Raw genomic sequence first — 22,870 nt, 5'->3', positions numbered from 1 at the left:
AAGGGGCGCCGTGACCATGCCGCAGCCCGCGATCCGGCTTCCGGCCTGGAAATCCGTTTGGTTTCAGATCCATTGGTTCCTCGGCATTACCGCCGGGCTGGTGCTGATGGTGGTCGGCTTCACCGGCGGCCTGCTGTCGTTCCAGGACGAGATCATGCGCGCCCTGAATCCCGGCGTGCTCACCGTCACGCCAAGCGCGGAGGCGCCGCTCAGTCCGGCGGAGCTGATTCGCCGGATTGAGGCAGGCACAGGCGCGCGGGTGAATGCTCTTACCCTCGCCGCGGAGCCCGACAGCTCGGTCCGGGCGTTGCTGGTTTCGCGTGACGCCGCGCCGCAAGCCGCCGGGGGCCGCCCGCGCGGCGAAACGCGCTACGCCGATCCTTACACCGGCGAACTGCTCGGCGCGCCCGTCGGAACGGGCTTCTTCCGCACCACCCGGGAACTGCACCGCTGGCTGCTGGCGGGCGCCGAGGGGCGGATCGTGGTCGGAGTTTCGACCATCGCGCTCATCATCTTGTCGCTCACCGGGCTCTACCTGCGCTGGCCCCGGCGGGTGGCGCAGTGGCGGAGCTGGTTCCACCTCGATTTCCGGTTGCGCGGGCGCAGCCTGTTCTGGCGGCTGCATTCGGTGATCGGCACCTGGGTGTTGCCGCTCTATCTGCTGGCCAGCCTGACCGGTCTGTTCTGGTCCTTCGAATGGTATCGCTCGGCGCTCTTCGCCATCTCCGGCGCGCCCCGCCCGGCGCAGATGGGGCCGCCGCAGGGTGGCGCGCGGCCGGGCGGCGAGGCTGCGCCGCGCGGCGAGGGCGCATCACAGACCCGCGGCGGCGCGCGCCCGGCACCGCTGGACCTGGACCGCGCCTGGAGCACCTTCGTGCAGACGCGCCCGGATTGGGGTACGGCCACGCTGCGCATCCCCGGACCGGGGCAGCCGCTACGCATCACCTATGTCGATGCCCGGCCGGAGCATGAGGACGCGCGCAACAACATCGCCGTCAATGCGGCGGGCGAGGTGGTGGAGCACCGGCGCTATGCCGAGTTGCCCCTCGGGCAGCAGCTGATGGGCAGCATGCTGGCGCTGCACAGCGGCCGCTATTTCGGCACCACGGTCACAGTGCTGATGATGCTGGCCAGCCTGCTCATGCCGCTTTTCGGCATCACCGGCATCCTGCTCTACATCGCGCGCCGGAAGGAGCGCGCGGCGGCGCGCAAGCTGGCGCGCAGCATCGTGCCTGCGGAAGGCGGGGAGGCGCTGCTGATCGCCTATGCCAGCCAGGGCGGCACGGCCGAGCGCCTGGCCTGGCAGAGCGCGGAGGCCCTGCGGGCGGCGCAGCCCGTGCGCGTGGCGCCACTGGCCAGCCTGGATGCTGCCGGGGTGCGCGCGGCACGGCGGGCGCTTTTCGTCGTCAGCACCTTCGGGGAAGGCGAGCCGCCGGATCAGGCGCGGCGCTTCGCCAAGCAAGTCATGGGGAACACGGCCGCGCTGGACGGGCTGGAATACGGGCTGCTCTCCCTCGGCGACCGCCATTACCCGCATTATTGCGGCTTCGGGCGGGAACTGGATGAATGGCTACGCCGCCAGGGCGCGACGCCGCTCTTCGATGTGGTGGAGGCGGATCGGACGGATGAGGCGGCGCTGGACGCGTGGCGCCGCGGGCTGGAAGCGCTGGGCGGCAAGGCGGGGGCTGCGCTGCAGGGGCCAGCCTTCACGCCATGGCGCCTGGCCCTGCGCGTGCTGCTGAACCCCGGCAGCCCTGGCGGGCCGGTGTTCCACGTGGAACTGGATCCGCCTGGGGCGGTCCACTGGCAGGCTGGCGACATCGCCGAGGTGCGGCCGCGCCATGCAGCGCCAACCGTGCGGTCCTGGCTCGCGGATGCCGGGCTGGAACGGGCGGACAGCCTGCCCGGCCTCGGCGGCGAAACGCTCTTCGAAACCCTGGCCGGCAGCGAATTGCCGCCACCGGAGCTGGTGCGGTCCAAGGGACTCGACACGGTGCTGCGAAGCCTGCGGCCGCTGCCGCACCGCGACTATTCCATCGCCTCCATCGCGGCGGATGGGCGCGTCCACCTGCTCGTGCGGCAGGTCTGCACGAAAGAGGGAGTGCTGGGCCTCGGATCGGGCTGGCTGACGGCCCATGCGCCGGAGGGCGGCATAATTGCCATGCGCATCCGGTCCAATACCGCTTTCCACCCGCCCTCGGATGACCGGCCGATGATCCTGGTGGGCAACGGCACCGGGATGGCTGGCCTGCGAGCCCATTTGCGGCACCGGGCGGCGCTGGGCCAGGGGCGGAACTGGCTGGTCTTCGGCGAGCGCCGCCGGCATTCCGATTTCCACTACGCGCCCGAGATCGCGGTGTGGCAGGCCTCCGGAATGCTGGAGCGGCTGGACCTCGCCTTCTCCCGCGACCAGGCGGAGCGGATCTATGTGCAGGACCGCTTGCGCGAGGCTGCGGATAGCCTGCGGGACTGGGTGGCGGGCGGCGCGGCCATCTATGTCTGCGGCAGCCAGGAAGGCATGGCACCGGGCGTGGAAGCCGTGCTCACCGAGGTGCTCGGCACCACAGCGCTGGAGGTGCTGCGGGCCGAGGGGCGGTATCGGCGGGACGTTTACTGAGCGACAGGTAGCCTCCGGGGAAGAAGGAATTCTCCCCCGGGCCCCCTCATCTTTTTCTCAAGGGCTGCCGCGGAATGCTGGCGTGGCTGTCTCAATTCCAGCCTGACAGTTCCTGCGCCACGATGTCCTGCAAGAGGCCGATCGCGTCGGGGCCGCTGTTCAGGCAGGGGATCAAAGTGAGTTCCTCGCCCCCGGCGGCCTCGAACTCCTCGCGCAGCTCGTTGCCGATCTCGTCCAGCGTCTCGATGCAGTCCGAGATGAAGCCGGGACAGATCACGGCGACGCGCTTCATGCCGCGCCGGGCCAGTTCCACGGCCGTTTCGTCAGTCGCGGGCCGCAGCCATTCCTCGCGCCCAAAGCGGGACTGAAAGGTCATGGGCATCTCCGCCTCCGTCAGGCCGAGCGCCCCGCGCAAGGCGATGGTGCTGCGCGCGCATTCCTGGGGATAAGGATCACCGGCCCGGGCGTAACGCAGCGGCAGCCCGTGATAGGAGCAGAGGATCACCTCGGGGGGCTGATCGCGGCCGGCGATATGCGCGCGCACGGAAGCGGCGAGCGCGGCGATGTAGCGCGGGTGATCCGGGAAGGATGGGGCGATCCGCAGGGCCGGCTGGCGCCGGGTGCGCAGCAAGGCCTGGAACACGGCGTCATTCACCGTCGCCGTCGTCGTCGCGCTGTATTGCGGGTAGAGCGGAACCACCAGGATGCGATCGCAGCCCGCATCCTGGAGGGCAGCAAGACGCTCGGCGATGGAAGGTTGGCCATAGCGCATGGCCCAATCCACGAGCGGGCCATCGGGCATCGCCTGTTGCAGGAGGGTGGCCTGCTGGCGCGTGTGAAAGCGCAGCGGGCTCTCATTCGTCTCGCGCCGCCAGATGCGTGCATAGGCGGCGCCGCTCCTGAAGGGGCGCGTGGTCAGGATCACGCCTTGCAGCAGCGGCTGCCACCAGAGCGGGTTGTTCTCGATCACGCGCCGGTCGGAGAGGAATTCCGACAGGTAGCGGCGGACATCCCGGTATCCCGTGGAGTCCGGCGTGCCGAGATTGACCAACAGGACGCCGATCTGCCCGGCGGAGGAGGAGTGGCCGGGCTGCGCGGGGAGGAGAGTGGAGCGCGGAGGAAGATGGGTCATGCGAACAGATCCGAAGGGCTGTCGGCGCGCAGCGCCTGACCGAGCGCAGTACCGAGACCCGCCGCTTCCGCAGGGGCGCCTTGCAGGCTGCGGCGCAGCAGGAAGGAGCCGTCCTCGCGGGCGACGAGGCCGGTGAGATGAAGCCGGCCATCCGGCAGCAGCCGGGCATGGGCGCCGACCGGGCTTCGGCAGGAGGCGTCCAGCGCCGCTATCAGCGCCCGCTCTGCCACAGCGGCGACACGGCTTTCGGCATCGTCGATGCGGGCCAGGAGCTCGCGCGTGGCATGGTCCTCCGCGCGCGCGGTCACGGCGATGACGCCCTGGCCGGCGGCCGGCAACATGTCCTCGGTATCCAGGATCAGGGCCGCGCGGCCCTCCATTCCCAGGCGGTTCAGCCCGGCCATGGCCAGCACCGTGGCCGCAAAGTCGCCGGATTCCAGCTTGCGCAGGCGGGTCTGCACATTTCCCCGCATCAGGCCGAAGCGCAGGTCGGGGCGCAGATGGCGCAGCTGCGCCAGCCGGCGTGCCGATGCCGTGCCGATCCGCGCACCCGCGGGCACGCCGCATAAGGGGCCGCGCCGCTCATCGGGCGGGCAATCCGGTGCCAGGACAAGGGCATCGCGTACATCCTCGCGCGGCAGCATGGCGGCGATGACCAGGCCCGGCGGTAGCTCGGATTCCAGGTCCTTCAGGCTGTGCACGGCGAAATCGACGCGCCCGTCCAGCAGGGCTTCGTGGATTTCCTTGGCGAAGAGGCCCTTGCCGCCGAGATCGGCGAGGCGGTGGCACTGCTCCGCATCGCCCGTGGTGGTCAGGGGCAGGGCGTCGACCGATACGGAATCCGTCGCCTGCCGGAGCGCCTTCAGCACCAGCCGGGTCTGCACCAGCGCGAGCGGGGAGGCGCGGGTGCCGGCGCGTAAGACGGCTTCCTGAATGACCGGCTTCAAGGCGGCGGACATGGCAACTCACTCACAGTGACAGGGAACGGGGCGGCTGGACGGGGAAGGGCGGAGCCCCCTCCATGCGCGCTTACCCCGCTGACCCTTCGGAAACGGCAGGGGTGGTCTCAACCAGGGCCCGAACAGGGTGCGGGGTGATGCGAGGCATGGTGCGATTCCCTTTCCGGGTTTGTAGCTGCGGGTACCCCGGGATATTGGGCGGAGTGACACAACAGGTGAAATCGATATTTCTTTAGGTATTATTCGGTGTTACCGATTTAAATATGCAGCCGCAGTCACTCGCCGGCCTCTCGCTCCGGGATCTCCAATATGCGGTGACGGTCGCCGAACTCGGCCATTTCGGCCGTGCCGCGGAACGGTGCGGCGTAAGCCAAGCTGGCCTGTCCGAGCAGCTTCGCAAACTGGAGAGTCTGCTCGGCGTCGCGCTGTTCGAGCGGACCACGCGCCGTGTCTCCGTCACGCCGGAGGGTGAGGTGCTGCTGCGCCAGGCCAGGGAGGTTCTCGGCAGTGCCCGCATCCTGCTGGAAATGGCCCGCAGCCGGTCTGACCCGCTGGCCGGCCCGCTTCGGCTCGGCGTGATCGCGACCCTCGGGCCCTATTACCTGCCGGACCAGCTTGGTGAGCTTCGGTCGCGCTATCCCGGGCTGCAATTGCGGTTGCAGGAGGGGCATACCTCCGCCTTGGTCACCGCACTGCTGAGCGGCGAACTCGATGCGTTGCTCGTGGCCCTGCCGGTGCGGGCTGAAGGACTGGCCCAGGAGCCGATCTTCTTCGAGCCCTTTCGGGCGGTGCTGCCGGCGCAGCATCCCCTCGCGGAGCGTGCCGCGCTTTGCCTCGACGACCTGGCCGGCGACGCCATGCTCCTGCTGGAAGAGGGGCATTGCCTGCGCGACCAAGCCCTTTCGCTCTGCTCCATGGCGCCGCCCGGCCGCGACGCCCGCTTCGCGAGCAGCCTGGAAATGCTCAGGCACATGATTGCGGCCGGAGAGGGACTCTCGCTTCTGCCGCTCCTGGCAACACGGGAAGGGGCGAAGCTGAACCGGCTGGTGCATGTGTGTGAGCTGACGGATGCGGAGGCCGGCCGGACCATCGGCCTCGCATGGCGTCGTGCCGATATGCGGGCACCGGCCTTTCGCGAACTGGCGGCATTCCTGCGCAGCACCAGCCCGCCGGGAACCCGGCGCCTGGATGCCGCCGGGCTTTGATCCTGCCGCGCAGCCTGGCTGCGATGCCGGCGGAGGAACCCCCTTCCCCGTCTTTTTCCCGTCCAGCGAAGTTTGAACCTGCCAAGGGAGAATGACCGCCCTTCCACATCGAGCGTGCAATTCCCCATCTGTGACGCTTAGATGACATGAAGAGGCGGAGGACACGTTGGACGCATTGCGGTTGCTGATCGAGTTGGCGGGAGAGGCGGCGCTTCTTCTCTTCGGGCTGCACCTTGTGCAGCGGGGGGTGGAGCGGGCCTTCGGCGCCAATCTCCGGCGCGTTGTCGGCGTCGCCCTCGGCTCCCGCCTACGGGCCTTCCTGGCCGGGCTCGGCGTCACCGCCGCCCTGCAGAGCAGCACCGCAGCCGCGCTGATGGTGGGTGGGCTGGCGGCCCAGGGCGCGCTGGGGCTGGAACCGGCGCTGGCGGCCATGCTCGGCGCCAATGTCGGCACAGCCCTTATTGTCCAGCTTCTCTCCTTTGATGTCCGCGCCGTCTTCCCGGCGCTGATGCTGATCGGCTGGGCCGCCTATCGCCGCCCCGCCACCCGCCAGAGGGAGACCGGGCGCGCGGTGATGGGGCTTGGGCTCATGCTCGCGGCCCTGCATCTGATGCTGGAGAGCATGGCCCCGCTCCAGACCTCTCCGGCCTTCCGGGAGGTGCTGCATCTGCTGGAGGGCTCGCCGCTGCTGAACCTGGTGGCCGCCGCCGTGCTCGCCTGGGCCATGCACTCCTCCGTCGCCGCCGTGCTTCTGGTCGGGTCCCTGGCCGGGGCCGGGGTACTCGGCCCGCAGGCGGCGGTCGCGATGGTGCTGGGCGCCAATCTCGGCAGCGCCATTACCCCGGTGCTCGCCACGCGCGGCGAGGTGCGGGACCTGTCGCGCCAGCGCATGCCGATCGGCAATCTGGTGAACCGCCTCGCCGGGGCCATCCTCGCCCTCGCCCTGCTCGGCCCGGCGACCGAGGCGCTGCGCGCCCTTGATCCCCATCCGGCGCGGCTGGTCGCCAATGCGCATCTCGGCTTCAACCTGATCCTCGCGCTCGTGACCCTGCCCCTTCTCGGCCCGCTCGGCCGCCTTCTCACGCGGCTCCTGCCCGCGCCGCCGGCCGCGGCGGACGCCTCCGCCCCGCGCTATCTGGATCCTGAGGCCGTCGCGATCCCGGCGGTGGCGCTGGCCAATGCCTCGCGCGAGGTGCTGCGCATCGCGGATGAGGTGGAGGCCATGCTGCGGGACGCCGCCGCCGCGCTGCGCCGGGCCGATATCGACCGCGCCAAGGCCACCGCCCGCCGCGATGACGTGGTGGATGGGCTGCACCGCGCCGTCCACGCCTATATCGCCACCCTGCCGCGCGAATCCCTGACCCAGGCCGAGGCGACACGGCTGGAGGAGATCCGCGACGTTGCCATCGCGCTGGAACACATCGGCGACATGGTGGAGCGCGGGCTGGCCCGCCATGCCACCCGTGCCGCCCGCCGCGGCACCCTGCTGCCCCAGGCCCTGGCTGACGAGCTGGCTGCGCTGCATGAGCGCGTCATCGCCCAGCTCCGCCTCGCCGTGGCCGTCTTCATGGGCGGCGATGCCGCGGCGGCGCGGCAACTGGTGATTGAGAAGGAGGCCTGGCGCCAGGCCGAGCGCATCGCGGCCGACCGGCTGGGCCGCAGCGCCGATGACGCGACGGCCGCCACGGCCCGGCTTGCCCTGGATGTGACGCGGGATCTGAAGGGAATCGCCGGCCACCTGGCCGGCATCGCCCACCCGCTGCTGGAGCGGGAGGGGCTGCTCCGCGTCAGCCGCCTGCGCGCCGCCCCGGCGGCATAGGCCCGGCGGGGCGCCCGGCCATGGAACTGGGTGACCGGGTGGGAGTTAATGGCCTCGCACCTCCTGCGCGGCCACCCCGGGAGGCGCCGAGGAGATTGATGCCATGCAGCAGGTGACCGGCACCGCCGTCGCTCAACCCATGCGCTACCTGGACAAGGCCATGACCGCCCTGCGCGACATGGGCCTGCCGCTGCCGCCGCCCGGCTCGGCGGAGGAGAACCCGATCACGGGCCTGCTGCAGAAGGTCAGCGACCTGGACCCGGACCGGGTCGCCCTGATCGCCCGCGTGCTGGTCCAGGCCACGACCTTCAACGAAATGGTGCGCGAGCAGATCCGAGCCGTGGAGATCGGCCAGCGCTACGAGGAGATCACCGCCGCCTTCAACTCCATTCGCGATGATGCGCGCAGCATGGTCAGCCAGGTCGAAGATGGCCGCATCAGCACGATGGAGCGGCTTTCCAACATCTGGCAGAAGGCCACCCGCGGCGACATTGCCGACCGCTTCGACCGCATCCGCCGCGTCTATGTCGAGGTCTCCCGCGACACGAAGGATCAGGTGGAGCGCGAGCACGCGATCCTGGAGGCCTATCGCGACTTCCGCGGTGCGCTGAAGGAGGCCGAGGTGATGGCCTATGAGGTGCTGCAGAAGGCACAGGCGCGGCTGGAAGCGGCGCGCATCCGCATGGACGAGGCCTCCAAGACCGTGGAGGCCGCCAGCGCCGCCGCCCCGCCCGAGCGCGCCCGGTTGGAACTGGCGCGGGACGAGGCACTGCGCGCCCTGCAGACGGAGGAGGGCATCTACCAGGTTGCCAAGGACCTCTCGGACAACCTCACCGTCTCCTATAACACCTCCGAGGTCATCATGGCCCGGCTGGTGCAGACCACGAGCGCCAAGGAGCGGGTCTGGCAGCAATCGGTCGCCTTTTTCTCCACGAATGAATCCGTGCTGACCGCGCTGACCGCCACCTTCACCGGCATGCACGGGCTGAATGAAAGCACGCGCACGCTGGAGAACATGAAGGCGGGCGTGAACCAGAGCCTGGAGGTGCTGGCGGATATCGGCGGCAAGGTGCAGGAGGACGCGATCCGCGCCGGCTATGGCCCGACCATCCGGGCGGAGGCGGTGAAGCGCCTGGTGGATTCCGTGGTCTCCTATCAGGAGCGCTCGCGCGAGATCATCGAGGAGATGCGCCGCGAGGCCACGGCGAACAGCCAGGAGATCAGCCGCGCGGTCGAGGAGGCGAAGCGCCGCCTCGCGCGGCTGGCGCGGGAAGGCACGGCGCTGCCCGCGAATGCCATCTGAGGCCGCCGCCTCGGTCCCGGCCGCCGGGAAGCCGCTCAATCCCGCACCCACGCCAGCCCCGCTCGACGAGACGATGCTGGCGATGGATGTGGTGGACACGCTCCGCCATGCCGAGCGCCTGGTGGAGCGCGAGTTGCAGGGCGACGCGCGCCGGGAGCAGCTGAAGCGGCGCCTGCGCGAGATCTACGCCACCCAGGGGATCGAGGTTCCCGACCGCATCCTGGAGGAGGGCGTGGCGGCGCTGGAAGAGCAGCGCTTCGTCTACCGCCCGACGCCGCCCTCCTTCTCGCGCAGCCTCGCCACGCTCTGGGTCACGCGCGCACGCTGGGGGCGCACCCTGCTCTTCACACTGGGCGCGGTGCTGCTGCTTGGTGGCGGTTGGTGGTTCGGCGTGCAGCTGCCGGCGGAGCGCGCGCGTGTTGCCCAGCAGGAAGAGCTGAGCACCGGCATTCCCACCGCGCTGCGCGCCGAGCGCGGGCGTGTTGCCGCGACGACGCAGGCGCCGGAGATCCTCGGCCAGGCGGACCGCCTGGTTTCAGAGGGCGAGGCTGCGGCCCGGGCCGGTGCGCTGGATGATGCGCGAGACCGGCTCGCGCGGCTGCGGGGGATGCGGCAGCAACTGGCGCAGGAATATACGGTTCGCATCGTCTCCCGCCCCGGCGAGCCATCTGGCATCTGGCGTGTGCCGCGGGGCAATCCGCGAGGGCGCAACTTCTACCTGATCGTGGAAGCGGTGGACCCGGATGGCCGTCCCGTGGAGGTGCCGGTCACCTCCGAGGAGGATGGACGGACCGCCACGGTGTCGCGCTGGGGGCTGCATGTCACGCCAGAGGCGTATGAGCGCGTGCGCCAGGACAAGATGGCGGACGGAGTGATCCAGGATCCGGTGGTGGGCCGGAAGCGCGCCGGCGCGCTGGGGCCGGAATGGACCATCCGCAGCACCGGCGGGGCCATCCTGCAATGGTAGGAGAGGCGCCGCCGTGCTGAACGGATCGGAACTGCTGCAGAGCTTCGATGAGCGCCTCGCGCGCGCGGAGCGGGAGGCTGCCGCCGCGCAGGCGGAGGTGGACCGGCTCGCAGCGCAAATCGAGGCGCGGCGCAGCGCGGAGGCGCGGGCCCTGCGCGAGCTCGCCCGGCTGCGCCTCGACATGCTCGGCAAGGACGGTGGCGCGGTGGTGCGGCAACTGGATGCGGCCACCGCCAAGGCACATGCGCTGCTGGAGGAGCGCTCCCGCGCCGCGGCCGAGGCGGAGGCCGAACTCGCCGAGCGGCGCCGCGTGCTGCAGGAGGCGACCGAGACACGTGACCGGGAAGCCCGCCGGCTTCAGGAAGCCGAGGCGGCGGCGGCCCAGGCCAGGGCGGCGGCGCAGGAGAAGCTGAAGGCCGATCCGGAATGGACCCGCCTGCGCGACCAGGCCGCCGAGGCGGCGCGCGTCGCCCAGCATGCCACCCAGAAGGCCGAGTTCGCGCGCCGCGACCGCGAGACGAAGGGGCGGCCCTATCTGGACGATCCGCTCTTCGCCTATTTGTGGAACCGCAGCTACGGCACCGCGGGCTATCGCGCCGGGCCGCTCACGCGGCTGCTCGACGGCTTCGTCGCCCGCGTCGTGCGTTACGAGCCGGCCCGCCGGTCCTTCGCCTCCCTGACCGAATTGCCGGACCGGCTGGAGGGCCATGCCAAGCGGATGCGCGAACAGGCTGCCGAGCGTGCGACGGCGCTGGCCGCCTATGAGCGGCGGGTCGTCACGGCGGCGCCGGACGGCGATCTCGCGGCGGTGCGTGCGGCGCTCGAAGGCGCGGAGGATGCGCTTCATGCCGCCCATGCCGCGCTGGACGAAACCGAACGCCGCCGCGCCGCCCTGGCGGATGAGAGCGCTGGTGCCCTTGAGGCGACGGCGATGCTGGAAGCGGCGCTTTCACAGGAAAGTATTCGCAGCCTGCGCGAATCCGCCGCACGCACCCCGATGGTGCAGGACGATGCCATCGTCGCCCGCATGGCGCATGCGGGCACCGAGCGCGCCGAGTTGGAACGGCAGATCGCCCAGCGCCGCGCAGAAGCGCAGACAGCCCGAGACCGGGTGCAGCAATTGCTGACCCTGCGCCAGGAGATGCGCGAGCGGGGCTATGGGGGCAGCCACTGGAACTTCGCCGATGGCGCCCTGCTCGGGATGCTGCTCGGCCAGGTTCTGGGCGGCGGGCTCAGCCGTGGCGGCTTCTGGGACCGGTTGGAGCAGCACCGGCTCCCCGGCGGCCCCTGGGGCGGCGGGCCTTGGGGAGACCCGTCCGGCGGCAGCTGGAATGGCGGGGGCTGGGATGGTGGCTGGAGCGGCGGGACCGGCGGAAGCTTCGGCGGGGGCGGCTTCGAGACCGGCGGCAGCTTTGGCGGCGGAGGCGGAGACGGCTTTCGGACCGGTGGATCCTTCTGACACGGACCATGGCTCGCGACAGGGCTGCGGGCAAGGCTGTCGCTGGACAGGAGTGACGCCTTCTTGGGGCAGACCTTCGGGCCGCTGTCCTGGCGATGGAGGGCGACCTCGGGAAAAGGCCTGACGCAGCCCGGCATTCCGCTGTTTGGTCCGCGCTTTTAAGGGTCCCAACCTGTTGCAGGGATACTGCAACACCGTCGCTTATTTGTAAGGCGGAACAGAATCGAGGATTATTTTCTTCTGAACCTGGTGCTGCGCTATGCTGCACCTGCGAAGTGCACCGAAACTGCCGGGTAAGTACGTCTCAATCTTGCTGGAGTTTCATCTCGGCCGATAACACCACCGCGACCGATGCGTCTCCGGTCAGCCAAAGTAATCTTCAGGAAAAGTTATTTATGGCCGATAATGTAGCACACGGCTTTGCTTCAATGAATGGCGGCACCACTGGTGGCGCTGGCGGGACCACTGTGACGGTCTCAACGGGCAAAGAACTGATCGACGCGATCGCGAATGCCGGCTCTCAGCCGCTGACCGTCCTCGTTGACGGCGAAATCACGACTTCCAACACCGGTGCTGACGCCATCTCCCTGGACAATGTCCATAACGTCTCGATCATCGGCGCCGGTGGCGGCGCGGAGTTCGACGGGATTGGCTTCCAGGTGAAGGGCGGCTCGTCCAACCTGATCTTCCAGAACCTGTCGATTCACGATGTGAACAGCGGGCCCAAGGATGCGATCGGGATGGAGGGCGGCGCCCACAATATCTGGATCGACCACAACGAGTTCTACAGCTCGATGTCCGTCGGCAAGGATTACTATGACGGGGCGGTCGATACCAAGCGTGGGGTGGAATACGTTACCATCTCGAACAATAACTTCCACGACCACCACAAGGTCTCGCTGAACGGCTACACCGACGGCGACGAGGGTGGCCGTTACGTTACCTACGACCACAACATCTTCAATAACATCGGCTCGCGCGCGCCGCTGGTCCGCGACGGCGAGGTCCACGTCTACGACAACTACTACAAGGACGTGTCGGAATCCGCGGTGAACATCCGCATGGGCGCCGAGGCACTCGTCGAGAACAACGTGTTCGAGAACGTGAAGAACCCGATTGTCAGCATCGACAGCGACAAGGTCGGCTACTGGAACCTCAGCGGCAACGAGTTCACCAATGTCAGCTGGGGTGACGTGGGCAGTGGCGAGGCCAGCGCCCAGGACGGCCAGTCCACCTCCAGCTTCACCGCGCCCTATGACTACAAGCTGGACGACACCTCCTCGGTGAAGTCCTATGTCCTGGCCCATGCGGGCGTAGGCAAGCTCGACGTGCCGGAGAGCACCACCGGCACCGTTGTCACGGCCACGGAAGACAATTCGTCGGAGGGCACCTCCTCGGCCGGCACGGACACCACCTCGGGCGACGAGCAGGCCTCGTCCGGCAGCGATGTCATCTCGTCCGATGGCGAGTCCTCGTCCGGCACGGACACCGTGGCGGGTGGCCTTGAGGCATTGACCATCGCGGCGACTTCGCGTGCGGATGATCTGGTCGGCACCTCCGACGCGGACACCATCGATGGCCTCGGCGGCAAGGACACGATCTCCGGCGGCGCTGGCGATGACAATCTGTCCGGCGGCACGAACACCGACACCCTGTCCGGCGAGGAAGGCAAGGATACGCTGGCCGGAGGCACGGGCAACGACGTGCTGACGGGCGGGCTGGACGCCGACACCCTTACCGGCGGGGACGGGCATGACCGCTTCGTCTTCACCAGCATTGAGGACAGCGCACCGGACAACTCCCACGACGTGATCACCGATTTCGGTTCGCGGGACAGCATCGATCTCGGCGCGATCGATGCTCAGTCGAACGAGAGCGGCGATCAGGGCTTCACCTTCATCGGCGGCGAGGACTTCGGTGGCCATGCGGGCGAGCTGCATGTCGTTGCCGAGGGCGAACACTCCCTCGTCGAGGGCGATGTGGACGGCGATGGCTCGGCGGACTTCCAGATCGCCCTGACGGGCCGTCCGGAGCTTGCGGCGAGCGACTTCGCCCTCTGAGCACAATGGAGGGGCGCGGAGCTTCCGCGCCCCTCCATCCTTCATCCCGGCCAAAAAGGCCCCGGCCGCCCTAACGCAGCCGCTCGGTCCTCTCCCGCATCGCCCGTTCCGCCAGCACGCCTTCCACCAGTGCGAAGAAATGGCGCTTGTTGTTGATCAGGTAGCGATGCGACGCCTCAGGGTGCTGCTGCAGGTTCAGCGTCATCCCCGGCATGTCCAGCCACATCACCATGAAGCGCTGCAGCGCATCCACATCCATCGCATGCCGCCCGTGCAGCCAGGCGATGGAGCAGGACCGTTCTCCATGCGCCATCTCGTCCAGGTTCACACGGATGGGGATACGCAGGATGTTCGCCCGCAGCTCCGGCCAGCCCAGCCGCGCTGCCGCGTCCAGGTTGACCTGCGGGTTGTTGACCACTGCGTTGGCATCCCGCTGAAGCGCCCAGCGCAGGGCCGCGTAGCCAGCCATTGACGATCCGAAGAACACGATATCGGCTGGCGCATAATCGGCGCAGACCGCATCCACCACCGCGTCATAGGCCGCGCCGGCATCCTGCTGCAGGTAGTAGCTGTTCTGTGGATCGCGCAGCGCCAGCACGTCGCCCGTCCAGTTATGCACCACCGTCTCCAGCGCCGCATAGCGCTCGCCACTCTTATGCGTCGCCATGGTCACCAGCAGACGCCGCGGCGCCTGCGCGTCCTCCCGCACGAGATGGACATAGGGCACATTGCCCAGCATTCGCTCATGCCGTTCCAGGATCGCCTGATAGGTCTTATCCTCCTCGGCCACGCATCCCCCTTTCAAGCACTGCACGCAGCTCCTGCACCACCTCCGGCGGCAGCGTGCGGATCGAATCCGCCAGCCGGTTGGCCAGCTCTGTCACCTCAGGCGAAAGTCCCGCCGTGTCCAGCACCACCCGTGGGCGCGAGAGCTGGGCGAGCCGCGTCAGCTCATCCGCATCGTCCCAGATCAGCCCAAGATACTCGCAGACCTGATGCACCAGCCCTACCGACGGCGCCCCCCGTCGCCCGTGCTCCAGCGCTGACAGATAAGCGGCGGAAACCTGCATCGCCGCCGCCATCTCAGCCAGCGTCACACCCCGCTCCGCCCGCCACTGCCGCAGCCGCGCGCCGAAGGGGGTCATGGGGTTGCCCCGATGGCCCCGCTGCCTTCCCGCGGCAGCAGACGCCGCACCATCATCCCTTCCGCCGCCGCAGAAGCAGATGAACGGCGCCGGTGTTGGCGCGGTGCGGATGTGCGGCGCCGAGGATCAGCGAGCGCACGGCAGGCAGGTTCAGCCAGTGGGGCAGCTCGCGGCGGAGAATGCCGCCCTCGCCGCTACCCTTGCCGGTGACGATGGCGACGCAGCGCACGCCATCCGCATGGGCGTTGCGGAGGAAGGCGATGGTGGCGCTATGGGCTTCGTCGGCGCGGCGGCCGTGGAGGTCCAGCGTGCGTTCGGGGCGTGTCTTGCCGCGCCGCAGGTCACGCCAGCGGCGTTCGTCGAGACCGGCACCGGGCTGACCCACGGCCACGGGCTGGATGGGCGCCGGTATCTTGGGGCGCGGCGTGGTCGGGGCCGCGGCGGGGGCCGGCACGGGATCCGGCGCCGGGCTGGGCGGAGGCGGCGGGGGCGGCGTGTCGCGCCCCGGCAGTGCCTGCACCGCGTTCAGCGAGAGATAGGCGTGCCACAGGGCCCGCTCGGAGGCCGAGACGAGGCGGGGCCTGCGCGCCATGTCAGTCCGCCGGGTTGGCGATCTCGCCTGGCCGGGCCACGGGCTCGCGCGCTGCCTCCGGCCGCGGATCAGCGATCTCGGAGAGGGTCGTGCTTGCGGCGGGATCATCCTCCACCAGCACCACATGCAGGCGGCGCGGGCCGTGCGCACCCAGTTCCAGCGTCTGCTCGATATCGGCCGAGCGCGAGGGACCCGTCACGAACATGATGTTGCGCGGCATGAAGCCGCCAGAGGGTTCCGCCCCGGCGCGCTCCGCCCGCAGCCGGTCCCAGGCTTCCTCATAGGCGCCCACAATTGCGGAGGCGCGGATGACGGCGATCTCCGTCTCCGGCAGCAGGTTCAGCGTGGTCGGACGGGTGGGGTCAGACGGGAAAAGCAGCGTTCCCGTCTCGGCCACGGCCGCCCAGACATGCTGCACGGAAACCGCATCATCCTCCCGCGCGCGCCGCGTCTCGAATTGCAACATTGGCCGATCGGACCAGGGTAGTTCCGTCAGCTCGGGATGCGGCGCCATGACGAAGCGCGGCTCCAGGTTCTGCGCGGCCAGGTAATCCGCCACGGCGGCGGGCACGGAGGCGGCATCCGGCACACGTTCGATGGTGCCGAACTCCTTCTCCACGTTCTTTACGAACAGCGCAATCTGCTCCGGGCGCGACACGCGGGAGCGCGCGGGGATGAGCTGCCGGGGATGCGTGGCCAGCCGGCCATCGAGCATCGCGCGCTGGTCCGCCGGCAAGGGGCCGCGCTTCAGGCCACGCCGGATGGCGCCGAGGATGGCGTCCTTGCTGCTTCCGGGGCTGCTCATCGCCGCCTCTGCGTCGCGGTGTACCGCGCCATGAAGGTTCCCCCGGCTTCCGGCGCCGGCAGGTCGCGCCCTGTGGTCCAGCCGCCTGCCAGGGGCAGGCTGCGGAACCGTCCCTTGCCGCGCCCGAGCAGCGCCAGCGCGCCCATCCCGATGCGCGACGCCGCGCGATACCAGCCCGGCCGCTTGGCGAACCAGGCCCAGACGCCCAGCCCGGTGCGGAAGGTGGAGGGCGTCAGATGGCGCTCGAACTCCCTTTCCCGCCAGTGCCGCATCATCTTCGGCAGCGGGATCTTCACGGGGCACACGCTCTCGCAGCGCCCGCAGAAGGTGGAGGCGTTGGGCAGGTGCCCCGACTTGTCCAGGCCGACGAGGGAGGGCGTCAGCACCGATCCCATCGGCCCCGGATAGACCCAGCCATAGGCGTGCCCGCCCGTGACGCCATAGACCGGGCAGTGGTTCATGCAGGCCGCGCAGCGGATGCAACGCAGCATCTCGTGGAAATCCGTGCCGATCATGTTGGAGCGGCCGTTGTCGATCAGGACAACATGGTACTCTTCCGGCCCGTCCAGGTCGTTCGCCCGCCGCACGCCGGTCGAGAAGGTCGTGTAGACCGACAGGTCCTGGCCCGTGGCGCTGCGCGCCAGCAGGCGCAGCAGGCTGGTGCAGTCCTCCAGCGTGGGCACCACCTTCTCGATGCTGGCCAGCGCGATATGCACGCGCGGCAGCGTCTGCGTCAGGTCGCCATTGCCCTCATTCGTCACGATGACGGAGGAGCCCGTCTCCGCGATCAGGAAGTTGGCGCCGGTGATGCCGACATCGGCGGCCAGGAAGCGCTGCCGCAGCTTCTGCCGCGCCTCCACCATGATGTCCCGCCGCTCATGGAACACCCGGTCCTTCGGCAGGTCGGTATGGGCGGCGCGGAAGCGCTGCTCCCAATCCTCCCGGTTCAGGTGGAAGGCCGGCGCGATGATATGGGAAGGCGGCTCATGCACGAGCTGGAGGATGTATTCGCCCAGGTCGGTCTCGACCGGGGTGATGCCATTGGCCTCCAGATGCTCGTTCAGCCCGATCTCCTCGGAGATCATGGACTTGCCCTTGGTGACCGTGCGGGCATCCGCATCGCGGCAGATCTTCAGCACCACGGCCCGCGCCTCGGCGGCATCGCGGCACCAGTGGACCTGGCCGCCATTCGCCCGGACATTCGCCTCAAACACTTCGAGGTAATGATCCAGGTTCGCCAGGGCGTGATTCTTGATGTCGCGCCCGATCTCCCGCAGGCGCTCGAATTCCGGCAGCGCCGCAACCGCCTGGGCGCGCTTGGAGTGGAAGCCGGAGCCGCCCTTTTTCAGGGCTCGCTGCAGGTTCGGATCGGCCAGCGCGCGGGCGGCACGCCGCTTGAAGTCGGGGGAGGTGAGCGCGACCATGCCCCTTATCTAGCGCGCCGGACCGCCCCACGGAATGGCCGGGCTATGCGGCGTGAAATTTGCTTGTTAACGCCACCACCCCTGGTTCCCGAGACCCGCATGCATCGCCGTTCGCTGCTCGCCGCCACCGCCCTTCTTGCGGCCCCTGCCCTTCTGCCCTGCCTGGCCCGTGCCCAGACGGCCTCCCGCGCCGCCACGCTCCGCGTCGTGCCGGAGACCCTGACCACCATCCTGGATCCGCATTTCACCACCAGCTTCACGACGCGGGACTTCTCCTACCTCGTCTACGACACGCTGCTGGCGGTGAACGACAAGTGGGAGCCCCGGCCCCAGATGGCCGAGCGCTGGGAGGCCAGCCCGGATGGAATGGAGTGGCGCTTCTTCCTGCGGGACGGGCTGACCTTCCATGACGGCACCCCGGTGACGGCCGAGGACTGCGCCGCAAGCCTGCGCCGCTGGGGCCAGCGGGACGCCCTGGGCAGCGTCATGCTGCGCGCCACCGAGGTGCTGGACGCCCCGGATGCGCGCACCGTCCGCATCAAGCTGAAGCAGCCCTTCGGCCTTGTCCTCCAGGCCCTGGCCAAGCCCGGCGCCATGGTGCCGATGATCATGCCGAAGCGCCTGGCCGAGACGCCGCCGAACCGGCCAGTGACCGAGCCCATCGGCTCCGGCCCCTATAAGTTCGCCGCCGCCGAGTACCGGCCGGGCGACCGGATCGTGCTGGTGCGGCATGAGGGCTACAGGCCGCGCCCCGAGCCCGCCGTCTGGGCCTCGGGGGGTAAGCGCCCGACCTTCGAGCGCGTCGAGCTGATCGCCATGCCCGATGTTTCCAGCCAGGTCAGCGCCCTTTCCACGGGGGAGGTGGACTATCTGGAGCGCCTGCCCGCCGATGTGCTGCCGATCCTGCAGCGCAACCGCGATGTGAAGGTGCAGGTCGTCTCGCCCTTCGGCTACCAGGGCATCCTGCGCTTCAATCACCTGCTGCCGCCCTTCAACAACCTCCAGGCCCGCCGGGCCGTGATGATGGCGGTGGACCAGGCCGACTATCTGCCGGGCGTGGCCGGCCTGCCGGAATATGGGCGGGAATGCCGCTCCATGCTCGGCTGCGGCACGCCATACGAGACCACCGCCGGCATGCCCCTGAAGCCGGACCTGGAGGGGGCGCGGCGCCTGCTGCGGGAGAGCGGCGTGGACCTTTCCCAGCCTGTGGTCATCATCCACCCCGCCGATGCCCCGGGCATCGCGGTGCTGGGCCTCGTCACCCAGGACCTGCTGACGAAGCTCGGCTTCAAGGTCGATCTGCAGAGCATGGACCTGAACACCTTCTTTGGCCGCCGCGCCCGGCCGGAGGGCTGGAACGTCTTCCACACCACCGCCACCGTGCCGGATATGCAGACCCCGCTGCAGAACTCCTACATGGAAGCCGCGGGCGCCCCGGGCGGCTTCGCCGGCTGGCCGAAGGATGAACAGGTACAGGCGGACCGCGCCGCCTTCGCCGCTGCCTCCACCGAGGCCGAGCGCAAGCGGCTGGCGGAGAAGATCCATGCCCGTGCGGCGGAGCAGGCCTTCTACATGCCGCTCGGCCAGTTCGTTGCCGCTTCCGCCTGGCGTTCGGAACTCGCGGATGTTCCCATGGGTCCCGCCATGTTCCTCTGGAACATCCGCCGGGGCCGCTGATGCTGAACTTCTCCGATTGGCTCGACCTTGTCCCCAAGGTCGAGTTGCACTGCCACATCGCCGGCGCGATGCGCGCCACCACGCTGCACGAGATCGCGGCCGCCAATGGCGTGCGCCTGCCGCGCCCGGCCGAGACCCTTTACCAATGGCCTGATTTCTATGGCTTCCTCGAAGTCCTCCGCCTCGGCGCCCTGGCCGTGAAGCGGCGGGAGGATTTCGAGCGCGTGGCCTATGAGTGCATCGAGGACATGCACCGCCACGGCAATGCCCGGCATGTCGAGATCTTCTTCAACCCGCATTACTACACGCCGAACGGCGCCACCTATCCGCTGATCGTGGACGGGCTGGCGGCGGGGCTGGAGCGGGCGGAGCGGGATTTTGGCGTTTCCTCCCTGATGATCGCCTGCATCGACCGCAGCGTCTGCCTGCCCAGCGAATCCCTGCAGATGCTGGACTGGATGCAGGCCCATCCGCATCCGCGCGTGGTCGGCATCGGGCTGGACGGGGCGGAGCGCGCCGGGCCGCCGCTGGTCTGGGTAGAGGCCTGGCGCCGCGCGGGCCGCATGGGCCTGCGCCGCACCGCCCATGTCTGCGAAGACAACCAGACCCTGTTCGAAGGCCCGCCGGCCCATATCACCCATTGCCGCGATGCACTGGGCTGCGACCGGCTGGACCACGGCTACAACATGCTGGCCAATCCCGCGATCGTGGAGCGCATGGCGCGTGAGGGCACGCCCTTCACCATGGCCTGCTGGTCTTCCATCCTGCCGAACCGCATCCCGCGGATCGAGCGCATCCGGCGGATGTACGAGGCCGGGCTGAACATCGTGCTGGGCACCGATGACCCGACCATGTTCGGTACCACCATAGGCCATTCCTGGCGGCAGGTGTTCAACCAGACAGGATGGGGCCTTGCCGATGCGCGCAGGCTCAGCCTGGCCGGGCTGGAGGCGAGCTGGCTGCCGGAGCACCGGAAATCAGCTCTGCGCGCGGAATTCGAGGCGGCGCTGGACCGGCTGGAGCCGGCCCTGGACCCCTTCGACCGCATGCTGGATCTGGCAATCGAAAGACCACGTCCGGCCTGGGGCTGACGAAGCGCCACGGGGCCTGCGGGCCCCGGGGTCCTCATGATCGGTTCACGCGTCCTGGCGCCTGGCTTTGGGCAATCAGCTCTGGGCGATGACCCGCACGGCCCGGCTTCCCGTGCCCGAGTACATGGCCTGATCCCGCGCGATCGTCTCGGCCTCGACGCGCTTGGCCTCCTGCGCGCGCAGCCGGTTCAGTTCGGCTTGCGCGGCTTCACCGGCCCGGATGCGAGCCCGGGCCCGGCGCCGCGCCGGCGCACCGGCAGCCCAGGACACGAAGGCGCCCAGCAGGAAGGCGAGGGCCGAAATCAGCAGGACGGCAAGCGCCAGGGGCGTCTGCCAGGTAAGGTCGAAGGGCCAGAATGCCACCGAGACCGGCTGCATGTTCGACACCGCGAACAGGATCAGCACGAGCAGCAGGGGCCCGATCAGCAACCAGCGCCACATGGGCGAAACTCCTAGAACGCGATCGCGCGGGGTGGAACCCCCGAAGGCGTGAGGCGCGCGACCAAACAGGAAGCCGAGGCATGGCCGGCGAAGGCCTGTTCGCCGGCCATGCCGCGGATGTCAGCTCTCCGCCGCCGCGGTGGACCGGCGCGATTGCTGCAGCGGGCCGCCATTCACCCGCTCCCGCAGCTCCTTGCCGGGCTTGAAATAGGGGACGGCCTTGCCGGACACCGCAACGGACTCGCCGGTACGCGGGTTGCGCCCGGTGCGGGCATCGCGCTTCTTGGCGGAGAAAGCGCCGAAGCCGCGCAACTCCACCCGGTCCCCGCGCGCGAGCGCCGCCGTGATCTCCTCGAAGATCGTGGCCACGATCAGTTCCACGTCGGGCTGGCGCAGATGCGGGTTGGCCGCCGCGAGGGCCGCGATGAGTTCCGACTTCGTCATCCGGCGCGCGCGTCTCCTGGGCCCAACTCAATTGCTTAAGGCTGCCAAAGCGCCCAGGCGCCGTCAACGCCAAGCCCTTCTGAAATCAGGCTTTTCACCGTTTCGCCGAAGATCGCCGCGATGCCGGACCCGATCGACTCACCCAGGACCGCCCCGAAAGTCCGCTCCCGCAGGTCGCGCGCGCTCAGGTCCCGGATCGGCATGTCGGCGTCGATTCCATGGGTGGCGGCCAGATGGGCGCGTGCCTCGGGCTCGCCACCGATGGCATCCACCAGCCCGGCGGCCATAGCCTGGCGCCCCGTCATGACACGGCCATCGGCCAGAGCGCGGACCCGATCCTCCGGCATGTGCCGGCCTTCGGCGACCATGCGTACGAACTGGGCGTACAGGTCGTCGACCACCGCCTGCAGCGCGGCCCGGCCTTCCTCGGTCAACGGGCGGAAGGGGCTGGGCTGGTCCTTTAGCGGGCCGGAGGTGATGGCTTCAGCCCGGACGCCCAGGCTGCGCATGGCCTCCTGCGCCTCGAAGGATTGCAGGATCACGCCGATGGAACCGGTGACACTGCCCTCCCGCGCGAAGATGCGTTCGGCGGGTGTGGCAATCATGTAGCCGGCAGAGGCGGCGGTGCCCCCGAACACGGCGACCAGCGGCTTGGCGGCACGAAAGCGCGCCAGCGCGGCATGCAGGGATTCGCCGCCTGCCATGGTGCCGCCTGGGCTGTCCACCGACAGGACCATGCCGCGGACCGAGGTGGATTTTGCCGCGCGGTCGATTGCCTCGACCAGCTTCCGGCTGTCGGTGATGGTGCCGGAGACGGTGAGCCGTAACAGATGCGGGCCGCGCAGGCCCCACAGTCCTGGCCCGTCGCCACCGGTCCGGCCGAAGCTCAGCGCCAGCCCACCTAACACCAACAGGACAGCAAGCGCCCGCCAGAGCCCCCGGCTGCGCTTCAGCCGGCGACGATCCAGCAGCAGATCCGCCTCCAGCCCGCCCAGTGTGGGCGGAGCGCCGGCTGCGGCCGGGCTGCCCGGCGGGGCGGTCGGCGGAGGCGACGGCGGAGGCCAGGGCGAGGAGCTAGACATGCCCTGTCTATGCGCGCCCATGCCCGCGTCGCCAAGCGGCTTCTCGATCTTCCAGCGGGAGCCGGCCGGGGAGGCATGGTCAGGTGACAGGTCGGAAGAGCCAGTCGTAGAATAAACTTCCACCCACTCGGATCCTGGCCCGCCCGCTCGGCCCGATGCTGGCCGTGCCCCAGCCTACCCTCGGGAACCTGCCCCATGCGCCTCGTCCTGCTGGCCCTTCCGGCTCTCCTCCTGGCCAGCCCCGCCTTCGCGCAGGTTCAAACCCGCTCACAGCCTGTCACCAATGGGCTCACGCCCAGCACCACCGGCGACGCCACCTGCGACGACGCGGTTGCCGCCTGGCGGGCCTGCATCGCCGCCTCGCCCAAATTGCCGGCCGACAAGGCCCAGGCGAACACGGAGGTGGACAAGTTCATGCGCGACGTCGTCAATGCCCGCGGCCCGCACCGCGACGACCTGGTCCGCGCCTGCAGCCGCGCCGCCCCGGGCTATCGCCAGATGATCGAGAACGGCACCTGTGCGGCGAACATCACGGGCGCGCGGGACGACCAGGCGACCCGGGCGGGGGCGCGGCCGGGCGCGGTTGCGGAGCAACGGCGGGGACCGCGATAGGTAGCCCGGGGAAAGCTCCGCCTCCCCGGATCCCGC

The 22,870-nt window shown here is 69.5% G+C and carries 20 protein-coding genes; 10 read left to right on the top strand and 10 right to left on the bottom strand.

The annotated features are described in order from the left end of the window. Window positions 1-16: 16 nt before the first annotated feature. Window positions 17-2,617: a PepSY domain-containing protein gene (locus ACO1BU_RS11395; RefSeq protein WP_424136063.1), complete on the top strand. Its 2,601-nt coding sequence runs from the start codon at window positions 17-19 to the stop codon at window positions 2,615-2,617. Between the two features lie 91 nt (window positions 2,618-2,708). Here ACO1BU_RS11395 and hemH read toward each other — a convergent pair whose 3' ends face one another. Beyond that, entirely contained in the window at window positions 2,709-3,749 is a 1,041-nt protein-coding gene (gene hemH / locus ACO1BU_RS11390; RefSeq protein WP_424136062.1) for a ferrochelatase, read from the bottom strand. Beyond that, window positions 3,746-4,708 (bottom strand): hydroxymethylbilane synthase, encoded by a 963-nt coding sequence (gene hemC / locus ACO1BU_RS11385; protein WP_424136061.1) that lies wholly within the window; start codon window positions 4,706-4,708, stop codon window positions 3,746-3,748. Before hemC ends, hemH begins: the two co-directional genes overlap by 4 nt. Window positions 4,709-4,971: 263 nt before the next feature. Here hemC and ACO1BU_RS11380 point away from each other — a divergent pair, with 263 nt between their 5' ends. From ACO1BU_RS11380 to ACO1BU_RS11355, 6 genes are all read left to right on the top strand, one after another. Continuing rightward, window positions 4,972-5,913: a LysR substrate-binding domain-containing protein gene (locus tag ACO1BU_RS11380; protein ID WP_424136060.1), complete on the top strand. Its 942-nt coding sequence runs from the start codon at window positions 4,972-4,974 to the stop codon at window positions 5,911-5,913. Between the two features lie 166 nt (window positions 5,914-6,079). Then, window positions 6,080-7,732, top strand: coding sequence for a Na/Pi cotransporter family protein (locus tag ACO1BU_RS11375; RefSeq protein WP_424136059.1), 1,653 nt, complete (start codon window positions 6,080-6,082; stop codon window positions 7,730-7,732). Between the two features lie 103 nt (window positions 7,733-7,835). After that, the gene (locus ACO1BU_RS11370; RefSeq protein ID WP_424136058.1) at window positions 7,836-9,035 is read left to right on the top strand and encodes a hypothetical protein; all 1,200 of its coding nucleotides are present in this window, start codon (window positions 7,836-7,838) and stop codon (window positions 9,033-9,035) included. Then, a complete protein-coding gene (locus ACO1BU_RS11365) occupies window positions 9,025-10,002 on the top strand; it encodes a DUF6384 family protein (RefSeq protein ID WP_424136057.1) in 978 nt (325 codons plus the stop codon). Before ACO1BU_RS11370 ends, ACO1BU_RS11365 begins: the two co-directional genes overlap by 11 nt. Before the next feature lie 13 nt (window positions 10,003-10,015). Next, the gene (locus ACO1BU_RS11360; protein ID WP_424136056.1) at window positions 10,016-11,461 is read left to right on the top strand and encodes a hypothetical protein; all 1,446 of its coding nucleotides are present in this window, start codon (window positions 10,016-10,018) and stop codon (window positions 11,459-11,461) included. Window positions 11,462-11,856: 395 nt separating this feature from the next. Then, window positions 11,857-13,521 carry a pectate lyase family protein gene (locus tag ACO1BU_RS11355; RefSeq protein WP_424136055.1) on the top strand — a complete coding sequence of 555 codons (1,665 nt, stop codon included), beginning with the start codon at window positions 11,857-11,859 and terminating at the stop codon, window positions 13,519-13,521. A gap of 70 nt (window positions 13,522-13,591) precedes the next feature. Here the strand turns inward: ACO1BU_RS11355 and ACO1BU_RS11350 are convergent, their stop codons facing one another. From ACO1BU_RS11350 to ACO1BU_RS11330, 5 genes are read right to left on the bottom strand one after another with little or no spacing between them, the layout of a single operon-like run. After that, the gene (locus ACO1BU_RS11350) at window positions 13,592-14,311 is read right to left on the bottom strand and encodes a hypothetical protein (protein ID WP_424136054.1); all 720 of its coding nucleotides are present in this window, start codon (window positions 14,309-14,311) and stop codon (window positions 13,592-13,594) included. After that, window positions 14,295-14,666: a helix-turn-helix domain-containing protein gene (locus ACO1BU_RS11345; protein WP_424136053.1), complete on the bottom strand. Its 372-nt coding sequence runs from the start codon at window positions 14,664-14,666 to the stop codon at window positions 14,295-14,297. Before ACO1BU_RS11345 ends, ACO1BU_RS11350 begins: the two co-directional genes overlap by 17 nt. A 52-nt stretch (window positions 14,667-14,718) precedes the next feature. Beyond that, entirely contained in the window at window positions 14,719-15,258 is a 540-nt protein-coding gene (locus ACO1BU_RS11340) for a Smr/MutS family protein (RefSeq protein WP_424136052.1), read from the bottom strand. A 1-nt stretch (window position 15,259) separates the two neighbouring features. Then, window positions 15,260-16,063 (bottom strand): LutC/YkgG family protein, encoded by an 804-nt coding sequence (locus ACO1BU_RS11335; protein ID WP_424136051.1) that lies wholly within the window; start codon window positions 16,061-16,063, stop codon window positions 15,260-15,262. After that, window positions 16,060-17,487 (bottom strand): LutB/LldF family L-lactate oxidation iron-sulfur protein, encoded by a 1,428-nt coding sequence (locus tag ACO1BU_RS11330; protein ID WP_424136050.1) that lies wholly within the window; start codon window positions 17,485-17,487, stop codon window positions 16,060-16,062. The genes ACO1BU_RS11335 and ACO1BU_RS11330 overlap by 4 nt, the downstream gene beginning before the upstream one ends. Before the next feature lie 99 nt (window positions 17,488-17,586). Here ACO1BU_RS11330 and ACO1BU_RS11325 point away from each other — a divergent pair, with 99 nt between their 5' ends. Further along, window positions 17,587-19,164, top strand: a complete 1,578-nt coding sequence (locus ACO1BU_RS11325; RefSeq protein ID WP_424136049.1) for an ABC transporter substrate-binding protein — start codon at window positions 17,587-17,589, stop codon at window positions 19,162-19,164. Next, entirely contained in the window at window positions 19,164-20,255 is a 1,092-nt protein-coding gene (add, locus tag ACO1BU_RS11320) for an adenosine deaminase (RefSeq protein ID WP_424136048.1), read from the top strand. Before ACO1BU_RS11325 ends, add begins: the two co-directional genes overlap by 1 nt. 75 nt (window positions 20,256-20,330) lie before the next feature. Here add and ACO1BU_RS11315 read toward each other — a convergent pair whose 3' ends face one another. From ACO1BU_RS11315 to sppA, 3 genes are all read right to left on the bottom strand, one after another. Beyond that, window positions 20,331-20,696 (bottom strand): LapA family protein, encoded by a 366-nt coding sequence (locus ACO1BU_RS11315; RefSeq protein ID WP_424136047.1) that lies wholly within the window; start codon window positions 20,694-20,696, stop codon window positions 20,331-20,333. 120 nt (window positions 20,697-20,816) lie between these two features. After that, window positions 20,817-21,140: an integration host factor subunit beta gene (gene ihfB / locus ACO1BU_RS11310; protein WP_424136046.1), complete on the bottom strand. Its 324-nt coding sequence runs from the start codon at window positions 21,138-21,140 to the stop codon at window positions 20,817-20,819. Between the two features lie 35 nt (window positions 21,141-21,175). Further along, window positions 21,176-22,345, bottom strand: a complete 1,170-nt coding sequence (gene sppA / locus ACO1BU_RS11305; protein WP_424136045.1) for a signal peptide peptidase SppA — start codon at window positions 22,343-22,345, stop codon at window positions 21,176-21,178. A gap of 72 nt (window positions 22,346-22,417) precedes the next feature. Here sppA and ACO1BU_RS11300 point away from each other — a divergent pair, with 72 nt between their 5' ends. After that, window positions 22,418-22,834, top strand: a complete 417-nt coding sequence (locus tag ACO1BU_RS11300; protein WP_424136044.1) for a hypothetical protein — start codon at window positions 22,418-22,420, stop codon at window positions 22,832-22,834. The last annotated feature ends 36 nt before the right edge of the window (window positions 22,835-22,870 follow it).

The sequence above is a fragment of the Roseomonas chloroacetimidivorans genome (assembly GCF_049629625.1).
Lineage (GTDB): Bacteria > Pseudomonadota > Alphaproteobacteria > Acetobacterales > Acetobacteraceae > Roseomonas > Roseomonas chloroacetimidivorans.
Note: the sequence above shows the minus strand (reverse complement) of the source record. Positions and strands in the feature narration are given on the sequence as shown.

What these genes read in the sequence shown, in the direction of transcription:
- ACO1BU_RS11330 (WP_424136050.1), bottom strand. Translation starts at nt 17,487, where the DNA reads ATGGTCGCGCTCACCTCCCCCGACTTCAAGCGGCGTGCCGCCCGCGCG.
- ACO1BU_RS11335 (WP_424136051.1), bottom strand. Translation starts at nt 16,063, where the DNA reads ATGAGCAGCCCCGGAAGCAGCAAGGACGCCATCCTCGGCGCCATCCGG.
- ACO1BU_RS11325 (WP_424136049.1), top strand. Translation starts at nt 17,587, where the DNA reads ATGCATCGCCGTTCGCTGCTCGCCGCCACCGCCCTTCTTGCGGCCCCT.
- ACO1BU_RS11315 (WP_424136047.1), bottom strand. Translation starts at nt 20,696, where the DNA reads ATGTGGCGCTGGTTGCTGATCGGGCCCCTGCTGCTCGTGCTGATCCTG.
- ACO1BU_RS11370 (WP_424136058.1), top strand. Translation starts at nt 7,836, where the DNA reads ATGCAGCAGGTGACCGGCACCGCCGTCGCTCAACCCATGCGCTACCTG.
- ACO1BU_RS11380 (WP_424136060.1), top strand. Translation starts at nt 4,972, where the DNA reads ATGCAGCCGCAGTCACTCGCCGGCCTCTCGCTCCGGGATCTCCAATAT.
- ACO1BU_RS11340 (WP_424136052.1), bottom strand. Translation starts at nt 15,258, where the DNA reads ATGGCGCGCAGGCCCCGCCTCGTCTCGGCCTCCGAGCGGGCCCTGTGG.
- hemH (WP_424136062.1), bottom strand. Translation starts at nt 3,749, where the DNA reads ATGACCCATCTTCCTCCGCGCTCCACTCTCCTCCCCGCGCAGCCCGGC.
- hemC (WP_424136061.1), bottom strand. Translation starts at nt 4,708, where the DNA reads ATGTCCGCCGCCTTGAAGCCGGTCATTCAGGAAGCCGTCTTACGCGCC.
- ihfB (WP_424136046.1), bottom strand. Translation starts at nt 21,140, where the DNA reads ATGACGAAGTCGGAACTCATCGCGGCCCTCGCGGCGGCCAACCCGCAT.
- ACO1BU_RS11345 (WP_424136053.1), bottom strand. Translation starts at nt 14,666, where the DNA reads ATGACCCCCTTCGGCGCGCGGCTGCGGCAGTGGCGGGCGGAGCGGGGT.
- ACO1BU_RS11300 (WP_424136044.1), top strand. Translation starts at nt 22,418, where the DNA reads ATGCGCCTCGTCCTGCTGGCCCTTCCGGCTCTCCTCCTGGCCAGCCCC.
- ACO1BU_RS11355 (WP_424136055.1), top strand. Translation starts at nt 11,857, where the DNA reads ATGGCCGATAATGTAGCACACGGCTTTGCTTCAATGAATGGCGGCACC.
- ACO1BU_RS11365 (WP_424136057.1), top strand. Translation starts at nt 9,025, where the DNA reads ATGCCATCTGAGGCCGCCGCCTCGGTCCCGGCCGCCGGGAAGCCGCTC.
- add (WP_424136048.1), top strand. Translation starts at nt 19,164, where the DNA reads ATGCTGAACTTCTCCGATTGGCTCGACCTTGTCCCCAAGGTCGAGTTG.
- ACO1BU_RS11395 (WP_424136063.1), top strand. Translation starts at nt 17, where the DNA reads ATGCCGCAGCCCGCGATCCGGCTTCCGGCCTGGAAATCCGTTTGGTTT.